The organism is Kitasatospora sp. NPDC086791 (assembly GCF_040685975.1).
Taxonomy (GTDB): Bacteria; Actinomycetota; Actinomycetes; order Streptomycetales; family Streptomycetaceae; genus Kitasatospora.
Genome location: NZ_JBFBOC010000047.1, coordinates 15639 through 28645, shown reverse-complemented (window position 1 = coordinate 28645; position 13007 = coordinate 15639). Strand labels below are relative to the sequence as shown.

General features: G+C 73.8%; 12 protein-coding genes. 11 read left to right on the top strand and 1 reads right to left on the bottom strand.

Going from position 1 to position 13007, the window contains the following annotated elements:
• Positions 1 to 95 precede the first annotated feature (95 nt).
• Positions 96 to 1235 (bottom strand): sensor domain-containing protein, encoded by a 1140-nt coding sequence (locus tag AB0Q99_RS32650; RefSeq protein ID WP_363577619.1) that lies wholly within the window; start codon positions 1233 to 1235, stop codon positions 96 to 98.
• 431 nt (positions 1236 to 1666) lie between these two features.
• Here AB0Q99_RS32650 and AB0Q99_RS32645 point away from each other — a divergent pair, with 431 nt between their 5' ends.
• From AB0Q99_RS32645 to htpX, 11 genes are all read left to right on the top strand, one after another.
• Entirely contained in the window at positions 1667 to 2083 is a 417-nt protein-coding gene (locus AB0Q99_RS32645; protein WP_363577591.1) for an NADH-quinone oxidoreductase subunit A, read from the top strand.
• Positions 2074 to 2757, top strand: coding sequence for an NADH-quinone oxidoreductase subunit B family protein (locus AB0Q99_RS32640; RefSeq protein ID WP_363577589.1), 684 nt, complete (start codon positions 2074 to 2076; stop codon positions 2755 to 2757). Before AB0Q99_RS32645 ends, AB0Q99_RS32640 begins: the two co-directional genes overlap by 10 nt.
• Positions 2754 to 3857 (top strand): NADH-quinone oxidoreductase subunit C, encoded by a 1104-nt coding sequence (locus AB0Q99_RS32635; protein WP_363577587.1) that lies wholly within the window; start codon positions 2754 to 2756, stop codon positions 3855 to 3857. Before AB0Q99_RS32640 ends, AB0Q99_RS32635 begins: the two co-directional genes overlap by 4 nt.
• A 2-nt stretch (positions 3858 to 3859) precedes the next feature.
• Positions 3860 to 4813, top strand: coding sequence for an NADH-quinone oxidoreductase subunit NuoH (gene nuoH, locus AB0Q99_RS32630; RefSeq protein ID WP_363577618.1), 954 nt, complete (start codon positions 3860 to 3862; stop codon positions 4811 to 4813).
• Positions 4810 to 5418 carry an NADH-quinone oxidoreductase subunit I gene (locus AB0Q99_RS32625; protein ID WP_363577586.1) on the top strand — a complete coding sequence of 203 codons (609 nt, stop codon included), beginning with the start codon at positions 4810 to 4812 and terminating at the stop codon, positions 5416 to 5418. The genes nuoH and AB0Q99_RS32625 overlap by 4 nt, the downstream gene beginning before the upstream one ends.
• The gene (locus AB0Q99_RS32620; protein WP_363577584.1) at positions 5415 to 6173 is read left to right on the top strand and encodes an NADH-quinone oxidoreductase subunit J; all 759 of its coding nucleotides are present in this window, start codon (positions 5415 to 5417) and stop codon (positions 6171 to 6173) included. The genes AB0Q99_RS32625 and AB0Q99_RS32620 overlap by 4 nt, the downstream gene beginning before the upstream one ends.
• On the top strand, positions 6173 to 6547 hold the full coding sequence (nuoK, locus tag AB0Q99_RS32615) for an NADH-quinone oxidoreductase subunit NuoK (protein WP_363577582.1): 375 nt from the start codon (positions 6173 to 6175) through the stop codon (positions 6545 to 6547). Before AB0Q99_RS32620 ends, nuoK begins: the two co-directional genes overlap by 1 nt.
• The gene (locus tag AB0Q99_RS32610; RefSeq protein ID WP_363577581.1) at positions 6544 to 8604 is read left to right on the top strand and encodes an NADH-quinone oxidoreductase subunit L; all 2061 of its coding nucleotides are present in this window, start codon (positions 6544 to 6546) and stop codon (positions 8602 to 8604) included. The genes nuoK and AB0Q99_RS32610 overlap by 4 nt, the downstream gene beginning before the upstream one ends.
• A gap of 53 nt (positions 8605 to 8657) precedes the next feature.
• Positions 8658 to 10286 (top strand): NADH-quinone oxidoreductase subunit M, encoded by a 1629-nt coding sequence (locus AB0Q99_RS32605; protein ID WP_363577579.1) that lies wholly within the window; start codon positions 8658 to 8660, stop codon positions 10284 to 10286.
• Between the two features lie 56 nt (positions 10287 to 10342).
• Positions 10343 to 11938, top strand: a complete 1596-nt coding sequence (locus AB0Q99_RS32600; RefSeq protein ID WP_363577577.1) for an NADH-quinone oxidoreductase subunit N — start codon at positions 10343 to 10345, stop codon at positions 11936 to 11938.
• 175 nt (positions 11939 to 12113) lie between these two features.
• On the top strand, positions 12114 to 12977 hold the full coding sequence (htpX, locus tag AB0Q99_RS32595; RefSeq protein ID WP_363577575.1) for a zinc metalloprotease HtpX: 864 nt from the start codon (positions 12114 to 12116) through the stop codon (positions 12975 to 12977).
• The last annotated feature ends 30 nt before the right edge of the window (positions 12978 to 13007 follow it).

The window sequence follows — 13007 nt, the reverse complement described above, 5'->3', positions numbered from 1 at the left end:
GCAAGGGTTCCGCGGACCGGACGCCGCACCGGACCGGCGCCCGGCCCCCGTCACTGCCTCGACGGGGGCCCGGCGCCTTCGTGCGCGTCCGGGGGTCAGCGGCGGGCGGCGCGGGTGCGCCAGGGCAGTTCGACGGTGACGGTGGTCGGGCCGCCCTCCGGGCTGTCGACCAGGAAGACCCCGTCCACCGCGCGGATCCGTTCCGCCAGCCCGGCCAGGCCGCTGCCCGGGTAGGGCGCCGCGCCGCCCTTGCCGTCGTCCTGGACCAGCACCATCAGCTGGTCGTCCGAGCGCCAGACGTCGACCGCGGCGGTGCGGGCGCCGGCGTGCTTGGAGACGTTGGTCAGCAGCTCGCTGACGGTGAAGTAGGCGATGCCCTCGACCGCCGAGTCCGGACGCTCGGGCTCGCCGTCCCGGCCGGCCAGGTCGACGTTCACCCTGACCCCGCCGGGGACGGTGCAGCGGGCCGCGACCGCGGACAGCGCGGCGTCCAGGCCGCGGTCGGTGAGCACCGCGGGGTGGATGCCGCGGGCCAGGTCGCGCAGCTCCTGCAGGGCCAGCTTCACCTCGCCGTGCGCGTTGTCGACCATCTTCGCGGCGGCCGCCATGTCCGCCTCGGTCTCCACCTCGCGCAGCCGCTCCTTCGCCATGCCGAGGTCCATCGCCAGCGCGACCAGCCGGGCCTGGGCGCCGTCGTGCAGGTCGCGCTCGATCCGGCGCAGGTCCGCGGCGGCGGTGTCGACCACGGTGCCGCGGTCGTCCTCCAGCTCGCGCACCCGCTCGGCCAGGGCGCCCGGGAAGAGCAGCGCCTCGACCAGGATCCGGTCGATCGCGGCCATCCCGCGGATCATCCACGGCAGCACCGGCCACAGCACCAGGACCGAGACCACGGTCAGGGTGAAGCTGAGGATGCCCCAGGGCAGCATCAGCACGTTGTAGAGCGTCGTGCGCCAGTTCAGCAGGTCGGTGAGGTGCGCGATGGTGTAGCCGACCACGCCCGGGCGGCGCGGGCGCACCGGCTCCGGCTCGTCGATCGTCGAGTCGTAGGCCGACCGCGCCCGGCGGCGGCCCTGGGTGCCCAGGGCGCGCTGGGCGGCCAGCCCGGCGGCCAGCAGCGGCAGGCCGACCACGGTGACGGACAGCCCCAGGCCGACCGAGAGCGTGACGACCGCGAGGACGAAACCGGCGATGCCGAGCGGCAGGTTCAGCAGCAGGTGCCCGGCCTGGCGCCACATCCGCGCGCCGTACAGCGGCGGGCGCCCGATCCGGGCGTCCTGCTCCTTGATGGCGTCCACGGCGCGGTGGTGCAGCGGCTTCATCCGGATCTACCGTCCCTCTTGATCGTGCGGCTGGACCAAGCTTCCCGAACCGGGGGCGGCGGGTGCCATGGGGGTGATACATCTTCCGGGCCGGGGGTTATCCCCACCCCGTCCCGGCCGCCGTCCCGGCCGCCGTCCCGCCCTCGTCCCGCCCGGCGTCCCGGCCGTCGGGCGTCCACCGGGGTGTCCACGGGGCGTCTTGCGGAGCGGGCAGGGTTCGGGGGGAGCGGAGCCGTCCCCTTAGACTCACGCATTGGCCATGGTTGCGACCATGGTTGTGACCATGCGAGGAAACGTCGTAGAACTGCCTTGAGGGGCGGGTTCACGGCCGAGGTGGAGGCGAAGGCATGGAGGGGCAGCACGCGGCTGCCGTCGCGGCCGACCCGGCGGTCGGCGGCGGCTACTTCGACGCGTACGCCGCGATGGGCCTGCTGGCCGTCGTCGGGGTGCTCTTCGTCACCGTGGCGTTCACCGCCAACCGACTGCTGCGGCCGGTGGTCCACTCGCCCGAGAAGCTCCTCGCCTACGAGTGCGGCGTGGACCCGGTGGGCGAGGACTGGGCGCACACCCAGGTCCGGTACTACGTGTACGCCTTCCTGTACGTGATCTTCGCGGTCGACGCGATCTACCTGTTCCCGTGGGCGACCGTCTTCGCCACCGCCGGGTACGGCGCCGGAACGCTGATCGAGATGTTCCTCTTCATCGGCTTCCTCGCGGTCGGGCTGCTCTACGCCTGGAAGAAGGGCGTTCTGGAATGGACGTGACGCACTCCCACTCGCACGGCGCCCAGGGCGGTCCCGTCCCGCTCGGCCTGCCGGACCCGGCCCGCCCCGGCGCCGTCGAACACCGCGGCATCGGGCCGCTGGCCCGGCTCGCGCCGGACCCGGTCAAGGTGGTGCTCAACTGGGGCCGCCGCTACAGCCTCTGGTGCTTCAACTTCGGCCTGGCCTGCTGCGCGATCGAGTTCATCGCCGCCTCCATGGCCAAACACGACTTCATCCGGATGGGCGTCATCCCGTTCGCCCCCGGTCCCCGTCAGGCGGACCTGATGATCGTCTCGGGGACGGTCACCGACAAGATGGCGCCCGCCGTCAAGCGCCTCTACGAGCAGATGCCCGAGCCGAAGTACGTCATCTCCTTCGGCGCCTGCTCCAACTCCGGCGGCCCCTACTGGGACTCGTACTCGGTCACCAAGGGCGTGGACCAGATCATCCCGGTCGACGTCTACGTGCCCGGCTGCCCGCCCCGGCCCGAGGCGCTGCTCCAGGGCATCCTCAAGCTGCAGGAGAAGATCGCCGAGGAGTCCCTGCCCGGCCGCTACACCGCGCCGGCGGCGGCGCTGCGCCGTCCGCTGGTGGCGGGGCCCCGGGCGGGTTCCGCAGCGGGGTCCGGGGCCGGTTCCGCGGCCGGGGCTTCGCGTGAGGGAGGGGTCTCGTGACCACGGCCGAGCAGTGCGCGGCGTCGGTCGGGGAGTGGGCGACCGGCGCCGAGGCTTACGGGCTGATCACCGTCGACGTCCCGGCCGAGAACTGGATCGAGGCGCTCACCAACGCCCGGGACGTCCTGGGCCTGGGCTTCTTCGACTGGCTGAGCGCCGTCGACGAGCTCGCCGACGGCTTCTCCGTGGTCGCCCACCTGGCCGCCGTCGAGGCGCCGGGCGTCCGGCACCTCGCGCTGCGCACCCGGGTGCCGCGCGACCAGGCGGCGCTGCCGACCGCCGTCTCCGTCTACGCCGGTGCCGCCTGGCACGAGCGCGAGACGCACGAGATGTTCGGCATCGACTTCCCCGGGCACCCCTACCTGGCCACCCTGCTGCTGCCGGACGGCTTCGAGGGGCACCCGCTGCGCAAGGAGTTCGTGCTCGCGGCCCGGGTCGCCAAGGACTGGCCGGGCGCCAAGGAGCCGGGCGAGTCGGACCACGGCGGCGGGCCGGCCCGGCGCAAGATGCAGCCGGCCGGTGTGCCGGACCCGAACGAGTGGGGGCCGCTCAAGGGCACCCTGCCGCCGGTCGCCGAGCGGCCCGCGCGTGGTGCGCGGGCGGCGGGCGCGGCTGCGCGCACGCCCCGGGCGGCCGCTGGTACCGGCGCTGCTGGTGCCGCCGGTGGTGCCGCCGCCGAGGGCGCGCCGGTGCGGGCCGACCGGCCGCGGCGGACCCGCTCGGTGTCGGAGGGCTCGGCGAGCCAGGCGGCTCCCGGCCCGGCTCCTGCCGAGGGTGCCCCCGTCGAGACTGCTCCCGTCGAGGCCGCTCCCGCTGCCGGGGGTGCTCCCGCCGTCGGGGAGGCGCCCGCGGTGCGGGCGGATCGGCCGCGGCGGACCAGGTCGGTCTCCGCAGGGTCGGTCAGCCAGACCGGCGACGAGCCCAAGCCGGAGCGTCCCGCTCCCGCCCGGCCCGCGTCCTCCGACGCGCCCTGGCACAACCCGGTGCCGGCCCACGACGAGAAGCCGGCCGACGACCGGCCCGCGGAGCCGGCGGGCGAGCCGGAGCAGAAGGACGACACGGCGGCTGCCCCGGCCGACCGGGACGGAGACGGCGCGTGAACCTGCTCGACACGGTGCTGCGCTGCGTCGCCACCCTCGTCGTCTTCCTGGTGTTCCCGCTGGTCATCGGGCAGACCGAGCACAAGGTCATGGCGCACATGCAGGGCCGGCTCGGCCCGATGTACGCGGGTGGCTTCCACGGCTGGGCGCAGCTCGTCGCGGACGGCGTGAAGTTCGCGCAGAAGGAGGACATCGTCCCGGCCGGGGCGGACCGCCGGATCTTCCAGCTGGCGCCCGCCGTCTCGCTGCTGCCGTACCTCTTCGTGCTGCTGGCGATCCCGGTCGGCCCGAACGGCTTCGTCGGCCAGGCGATCGACGCCGGGCTGTTCTTCGTGCTGGCCGTGCTGGGCGTCGGCGTGATCGGCAAGCTGATGGCCGGCTGGGCCTCGGCGAACAAGTTCTCGCTGCTCGGCGGTCTGCGCACGGCCGCGCAGCTGATGTCGTACGAGCTGCCGATGGTGCTCGCGGCGGCCTCGGTGGCGATGGCCGCCGGCACGCTCTCGCTGCCCGGGATCGTGGACTCCTGGCAGTGGTACTGGCTGCCCTGGCAGGTCATCGGCGCGTTCGTGTTCTTCACGGCCGGCCTGGCCGAGCTGCAGCGCCCGCCGTTCGACATGCCGGTCGCCGACTCGGAGATCATCTTCGGCGCGTACACCGAGTACACCGGTCTGCGGTTCGCGCTGTTCCTGCTGTCCGAGTACGTGGGCATCCTGGTGGTGTCCGCGCTGACCGCCGTGCTCTTCCTGGGCGGCTGGCACGGGCCGATGGCGGACCAGCTCGGCTGGCTCTGGATGATCCTCAAGACCTTCGCGCTGGCCTTCGTGGTCATCTGGTTGCGGGTCACCTACCCGCGGCTGCGCGAGGACCAGCTGATGCGCTTCGCGTGGACGGCGCTGATCCCGCTCGCCCTGGTCCAGCTGGCCCTCACCGGCATCATCAAGGTGGCGATCTCATGAGTTTTCTCGGTGCCGGCCTGGCCAAGGGCCTGGCCGTGACGCTGCGGACGATGACGAGGAAGACCGTCACCGCGCAGTACCCCGACGTGCAGCCGGTGCTGCCGCCGCGTTCGCGCGGCGTCATCGCGCTGCTGGAGGAGAACTGCACGGTGTGCATGCTCTGCGCGCGCGAGTGCCCGGACTGGTGCATCTACATCGACTCCCACAAGGAGACGCTGCCGGCCGCCGAGCCGAACGCCCGGGCCCGCACCCGCAACGTGCTGGACCGGTTCGCCATCGACTTCTCGCTCTGCATGTACTGCGGGATCTGCATCGAGGTCTGCCCCTTCGACGCGCTGTTCTGGTCGCCGGAGTTCGAGTACGCCGAGACGGACATCCACGAGCTGACCCACGAGCGGGACCGGCTCCGCGAGTGGATGTGGACCGTCCCGGCGCCGCCGGCGCTGGACCCGGCGGCCGAGGACCCCAAGGAGATCGCCACCGCGCGCAAGGCCGCGGACAAGCTGGCGGCGGCCGCGGAAGCCGCTGCTGCGGCGGAAGCCGCCGCCTCCGCCGCGGCCCCGGAAGGACCGGACGTTCCCGAAGGGAAGGGTGACGACGCATGAGTACCGCCGCCACGCTTCTCGCGGCGACCGGCTCGCTGGAGCCGGCCGCCCGTTCGTTCCTGTCCCCGACCGGCCAGGAGGTCGTCTTCCTGCTGGTCGGCATCGCCGTGTTCGGCTCGGCCCTGGTCTCCGTCACCACCAAGCAGCTGGTGCACGCCGCGCTCTGGCTGGTGGTCGCGCTCGGCGGGCTGGCGGTGGAGTTCCTGCTGCTGACGGCCGAGTTCATCGCCTGGGTGCAGGTGCTGATCTACCTCGGCTCGGTGGTCGTCCTCGTGCTGTTCGGGCTGATGCTCACCAAGGCGCCGATCGGGCGCTCGCCGGACGCCGACTCGAAGAACCGCTGGGTGGCCCTGGTCGTGGCGCTGGCCTCGGCCGGGACGCTGGTCACGCTGGTGGTCGACGCCTTCCGGACCTCCTGGATCGACCTCGGCGCGGGCGGCGGATCAGCCGCCGTCACCGGGGCGAGCCTGTTCCGGCACTGGGTGCTGCCCTTCGAGGCGCTGTCCGTCCTGCTGCTGGCGGCACTGGTCGGCGCGATCGTGCTGTCGCGCGGGGACAAGCGGCGGGTGCCGCCGCCCCGGGCGGCCAAGCTGCGCGCCGGTCGGCCGGTCGGCTCCAACGGGACCGTCGCCGCGACCGCGCCCCGCACGGCTCCGGACGCCGCGGCCTCGCCGGCAGCAGCCCCGGGCACGGCTGCCGCGGACGCCGCCGCTCCGGACGCCGCGACCGCGCCTTCCGCGTCGGAGGAGAGCTGATGCACCTCGCCTACCCCGTCGTCCTCGCCGCGCTGCTGTTCAGCGTCGGCGTGTACGGCGTCCTCGTCCGGCGCAACGCCGTCCTGGTGCTGATGTCGGTCGAGCTGATGCTCAACGCCGTCAACCTCGACCTGGTCGCCTTCGACGTCTGGCTGCGCGACTCGCTGCACGCCGGGCAGGCGCTCACCCTGTTCACCATCACCATCGCCGCCGCCGAGATCGGCTTGGGGCTCGCCATCGTCCTGCTGCTGTTCCGGGCCCGGGGCACCGCGGACATCGACCGGGCCACCGCGCTCGGCGACCCGGCCGAGTCGCTCGCCGTCGAGGAGGCGCCGACCGGAGCCGAGGCGCTGAAGGGCCAGACCGCCGCATGAACCTCGCCCTGCCCGCACTCGTCCCCGCGCTGCCCGCGCTCGGCGCGGCCGCGACCCTGGCCGCCGGGAAGAAGGCGCCCGGGCTGGCCCGGCCGCTGGCGATCGTCCCGGTCGCCGTCTCGGCCGTGCTCGCCCTGGTGGTCGCCCTCCAGCTCGGCACCGGACAGACCCTCGACGCGGCCACCCGGCTCACCCCGACCGGCGGCCCGGACATCGCGCTCTCCTTCTACCTGGACGGCTACAGCTCGCTGATCTCGGTGCTGGTCGGCGTGGTCGCCACCTGCGTCCAGGTCTACTCGACCGCGTACCTGAAGAAGGACCCGCGCTACCCCTCGTACGCGGCGCTGGTCTCGCTGTTCACCGCGGCGATGTTCCTGGTGGTCTACTCGGGCGACCTGATCGTGCTGCTGGTCGGCTGGGAGGTCATGGGCATCTGCTCGTACTTCCTGATCGGCCACCACTGGGAGAGCGCGGACGCCCGCTCGGCCTCGCTCAAGGCCTTCCTGGTCACCAAGCTCGGCGACGTGCCGTTCCTGTTCGGGATCTTCGTGCTGGGCGCGGACGCCGGCAGCTTCCGGATCCCCGACGTCCTGGCCGCCGCGACCGAGGGCAGGCTCGGCCACCCGACGCTGATCGCGCTGCTGCTGCTCGCCGGGGTCGCCGGCAAGAGCGCGCAGTTCCCGCTGCACACCTGGCTCCCGGACGCGATGGCCGGCCCGACGCCGGTCTCCGCGCTGATCCACGCCGCCACCATGGTCGCGGCCGGTATCTACCTGGTCGCCCGGCTGATGCCGGTGTTCCTCCTGTCCGGCGCGGCGCTGGTCGTGCTCGCGGTGATGGCCGCCGTGACGATGATCGGCTCGGCGCTGTGCGCCCTCGCCCAGGACGACCTCAAGCGGGTGCTCGCCTACTCCACCGTCGGCCAGCTCGGCTACATGGCCGGCGCGCTGGCCAGCGGTGACCGCGAGGCCTCCGTCTTCCACCTGGTCAGCCACGGCTTCTTCAAGGCCCTGCTGTTCCTCGCCGCCGGTGTGGTGATCCACGCCGCGCACACCAACTCGATCTCCGCGATGTCCCGGATCCCGGGGCTGCGCAAGCGCGTCCCGGACGCCTACTGGGCGACGGGCATCGGCCTGGCCGCCCTGATCGGGCTGCCGCCGCTGTCCGGCTTCTTCAGCAAGGAGGCGGTGCTGACCGCCGCCGAGCACGCCGCCAACGGCGACGCGCTCACCAACGGCCTCGGCCCCTCCTCGGCGGTGCCGGAGGCGGCCGGGTGGATCGTGCTGATCTCCGCCGCGCTCACCGCGCTGCTCACCGCCGCGTACGCGACCCGGCTCTTCCTGGTCGCCTTCCACAGCCCGACCGGTGCCGCCGCGGCCGCACCGCAGGTGCTGCTCTCCGCCGACCGGGCCACCGTGGTGGCCGACCACGAGGCGGACGCGCCGTACTCGCCCGAGCTGGACGAGGCCGACCCCGGCTCCGCCGAGCCGGGCGCGATGCGCTGGCCGCTCTGGGTGCTGGCCGTCCCGACCATGGCCTTCGGCGTCACCGGCCTGCGCTCGGACTGGCTGCCCGCGTTGCTGGACGGCGGCAGCCTGCGGCCCTCCGGGGTCACCGCCGTCACCGGCACCGGGCTCGCCGTGGTCGGCGTGCTCGCGGCGTACGGCGCCTGGCGCTCGTCGACCGCCCGCCTCGGCACCGGCCGACCGGTGCCGACCGCCGCGGGCCGGGTGCCCGAGCAGGCCGGCGCCCCGGCCGCCGAGGTGATCGTCGCCGACCCCGGGCGCACCCTGCTCGGCCCGCTGTTCGGCCCCGCCCGGCACGGCTTCGGCGTCGACCGGCTGTACCACGCGCTGTTCGTCCGGCCGGTGGCCGCCGCCGCCCGGCTGGTCCGCTTCCTCGACCGCGAGGTCATCGAGACCTACGTGCGCGGCAGCGGGGTGGGCGCCAACCTGCTCGGCCGGGCCGTCCGGCTCGCCCAGACCGGCAACGCGCAGACGTACCTCAGCGCGCTGCTGGCCGCCGTCGTCCTGCTGGCCGTCCTGGTGGCGGTGTAGCCGGTGCTGTCCTCCACCCCCGCCCCCTCGACCGCCGCACGTAGGAGCCCCCGATGAACGCAGTCCTCATCGCCCTCCTGGTGCTGCCGCTGCTCGGCGCCGCGCTCACCCTGGCCCCCGTGTTCGGGCCGGACCGGGCCGCCGCCGACCGGCGGGCACTGCGGCTGAACACCCTCGTCACCGGCGCTGTGCTGCTGCTCACCGTCGCCCTCGCGGCCGGCTTCGACCGCGACGAACCCGCCCGGATGCAGGCCACCACCGACGTGTCCTGGATCCCGGCCCTGCACGTGCGCCTCCACCTCGGCGTGGACGGCATCTCGCTGCCGCTGATCGCGCTGACCGCGCTGCTCACCTTCCTCTGCGCGCTGTACTCGGAGAAGCGGCTGCCGAACGGGGAGACCCGGGGCGGAGCCCCCGACGGGTCCCGTCCGTCCGCGCAGGCCTTCGTCGGGCTGTTCCTCCTCCTCGAAGTCGGCATGCTCGCCACCTTCGCGGTCCTGGACCTCCTGCTCTTCTTCCTGGCCTTCGAGATCGTGCTGATCCCGATGTACTTCCTGATCGCCCGCTGGGGGAGCGGCGCGAAGGTCCCGGCCGCCAACCGCTTCATCCTCTACACCCTGCTCGGCTCGGCCGTGATGCTGCTCGGCTTCCTGCTGATCGGCAGCAAGGCCGGCACCTTCGACATGCAGGCCCTGGCCGCCGCGCACGGCAGCGGACTGAGCCACACCACCCAGCTGATCGCCGCGCTGGCGATCCTGGTCGGGCTCGCGGTCAAGGCCCCCGCCTGGCCGCTGCACAGCTGGCTCCCCGACGCGCACACCGCCGCCCCGACGGTGGGCTCGGTGCTGCTCGCCGGTGTGCTGCTGAAGATGGGTACGTACGGTCTGGTCCGCGTCCTCCTCCCGGTCGTGCCGGACGGCACCACCACGCTCGCCCCCTACCTGGGCGCCTTCGCGGCCGTCGGCATCGTCTACGGATCACTGGCCTGCCTGGCGCTGGCCCTCCCGTCGCCCGCCACCACCTTCCTCGCGAAGCACTCCGTGTCCGCGGGCTCCGGCGCCAAGGGCGACCTCAAGCGCCTGATCGCGTACTCCTCCGTCGGCCACATGGGCTTCGTGCTGCTCGGCATCGCCTCCCTCACCCCGGTGGGCGTCAACGGCGCGCTGTTCGCCAACATCGCCCACGGCCTGATCACCGGCCTGCTGTTCTTCCTCGTCGGCGCGCTCAAGGACCGCTACGGGACGGCCGACCTCGACACCCTCTCCGGCGCCACCGGAGCCGCCCTGTACGGCCGGGCGCCGCGACTCGGCGCGCTGCTCGCCTTCGCCGCCGTCGCCAGCCTCGGCCTGCCCGGCCTGGCCGGCTTCTGGGGCGAGGTGCTCGCGATGTTCGGCGCGTTCGACCCGGCCGACGGCCTGTCGCGCCCCGCCTTCGTCACCTACATGGTCCTGGCCGGCCTCGGCACCCTCCTCACCGCCGCGTACCTGCTGATCGTGGTCAAGCGCGTCTGCATGGGCGACCCCGAGCAGCCCGCGCCGGTGGCCGAGGTCGCCGACGTGCGCCCGTACGAAGCCGTCAGCTGGGCGCCGCTGGCCGCGCTCACCCTGCTCGCCGGCCTCTGGCCCGCGCTGCTGCTCGGCCTCTCGAACCCCGCCGTCCAGCACCTCCTCGGGGGTGGCTGACCGTGCTCGCAGCCCAGACCGCCGCACTCGGACCTCACTCCACGGGGCAGCACACTGTGACCTCCCTCGCCGTAGCCAACCCGGGCAGCCTGATCCAGTCCGTGGACTGGGTGGCGATCGCGCCCCCGCTGATCGCCGCCGTCGCCGCCCTCGCCGTGCTGGTCACGGACCTGTTCCTGCCCGAGCGGCACAAGAAGTGGCTCGGCCGTCTCACCGCGGCCGGACTCGCCCTCGCCCTCATCGCACTCCTCCCCCTCACCGGTGGGTCACCCCGAGCGACCTTCTGCGTGCAGAACGTAGCAGGGGCCACTGACATTCCGTCGATCGCCGGTTCCGGCGCGGGCGGCTGCTCCTACGTGGCCGACCACTTCGCCCTGGTGTTCCAGCTGCTCGCCCTCGGCGGCGCGCTGATCGCGGCGCTGCTGTCGGCCCACACCGTCGACGACGAGAAGCTCCCGCGCGGCGAGTACTGGTTCCTGCTGCTCTCCAGCGCCACCGGCGCCGCCCTGCTGCCCGCCTCCCGCGACCTCGCCACGCTGGTGATCGCCCTGGAGGTCGCCTCGCTGCCCGCCTTCGCCCTGGTCGCGCTGCGCCGGGACGGCCGGGGCGCGGAGGCCGCGCTCAAGTTCTTCGTCTCCTCGGTGACCGCGACCGCCGTGATGCTGCTCGGCATCGCCTTCGTCTACGCGGCGAGCGGCAGCCTGCACCTCGGCGCCGTCGCCCAGGGCCTGGAGCACGCCCCCGGACAGCTCAAGCCGCTGGCCGAGGTGGGCGCGGTGCTGACCCTGGTCGGCTTCGCGTTCAAGGTCGCCGCCGTCCCGTTCCACTTCTGGGTGCCCGACACCTACACCGGCGCGCCGCTGCCGGTGGCCGGTTACCTCTCGGTCGTCGGCAAGGCGGCCGGCCTCTCCGGGCTGGCGCTCGTCACCACCATCGCCTTCCGGCCGTACGCGCACACCTGGGGCCTGGTGCTCGCGGTCCTGGCCGCCGTCACCATGACCGTCGGCAACGTCGGCGCGCTGCGGCAGCGCTTCGACACCCGGTACAGCGCGGTACGGCTGCTCGCCTGGTCCTCGGTCGGCCAGGCCGGGTACCTGCTGGTGCCGCTCGCCGCCGCCGGCTACGCGCCCACCGGGGCCGACCCGCTCGGCGCCACCGCCGCGTACGCGCTGATCTACGGCGTGGTGAACCTCGGCGCCTTCGGGGTGGTCGCGGCCGTCGGCCGCCGGGCCGGGGCCAGTGTCGACGACTTCCGCGGCCTGTTCGGCCGCCGCCGCTGGACGGCGCTGGCACTCGCCTTCTTCCTGCTCTGCCTGGCCGGGCTGCCGCCGGGCGTCATCGGCCTGTTCGGCAAGGTCGTGGTGTTCCGGGCCGCCGTCGACGCCGGGCTGGGCTGGCTGGCCGTGGTGATGGCCGTCAACGTGGTCGTCGCCCTGTACTACTACCTGCTGTGGACGGCGCGGCTGTTCGCCCCGGCGGCGGACGTCCCCGCGCCCTCCGCGGTGGGCCGGGCGGCCGGTGCCGATGCCGGTGCCGAGGGCCGGCTGCCGGTGAGTCTGACCGCGACGCTCGGGCTCACCGCCTCGGTGGCGGTGGTCCTGTCGGTCGCGCCGCAGCTGGTCCTGCAGGTCGTGGGCGGTTCGCTGTTCTGAGCGGACCGGGCCGGCCGGTGCGCTCGGGCGGGCCGGTGCGGTGAGCCGGTGCGGTGGGTCGGCGTGGCGGTGTCGCGTCGGTCACAAGGGAACAAGGTCCCCGGCCCCACCCGTTGAGCGGGCAAGAGGGACGAGGCAGAAAGGGCTTCCCCACCGCACCACTGGAGGGCCTGACGTGCACCGCCGGCACAACGGACTGAGGACCGCCGTCCTGCTCGGCGGCCTCTCGGCGCTGATCCTGGTGATCGGAAGCTTCTTCGGTCGCACCGGCTTCGTGATCGCCCTGCTGATCGCCCTCGGCACCAACGCCTACGCGTACTGGAACAGCGACAAGCTCGCGCTGCGGGCCATGCGGGCCCGGCCGGTCAGCGAGTTCGAGGCGCCCCAGCTGTACCGGATCGTGCGCGAGCTCTCCACCGCGGCCCGCCAGCCGATGCCCCGCCTCTACATCTCCCCGACCCCGGCCCCGAACGCCTTCGCCACCGGCCGCAACCCGCGCAACGCGGCGGTCTGCTGCACGGAGGGCATCCTGCGGATCCTGGACGAACGCGAGCTGCGGGGCGTGCTCGGGCACGAGCTGAGCCACGTCTACAACCGGGACATCCTGATCTCCTCGGTCGCCGGGGCGCTCGCCTCGGTGGTGATGTTCCTGGTGAACTTCGCCTGGCTGATCCCGTTCGGCCGCGACGAGGACGACGACGGGCCGGGGCTGTTCGGGATGCTCGCGATCATGATCCTCGGACCGCTCGCGGCCGGACTGATCCAGCTGGCGGTCAGCCGCTCCCGCGAGTACCAGGCCGACGCCGACGGCGCCCGGATCACCGGGGACCCGCTCGCCCTCGCCGGTGCCCTCCGCAAGCTCGACGCCGGCACCCGCCGGCTCCCCCTCCCGCCCGAGCCGCAGCTCCAGACGGCGAGCCACCTGATGATCGCCAGCCCCTTCCGCCCGGGCGAGGCCGGCGCCAGGCTCTTCTCCACCCACCCCCCGATGGCCGAGCGGATCGCCCGTCTGGAGCGGATGGCGGGGTACGGGCGGTAGGGCGGGCACGGGCGGACGCCGAGGCGACCG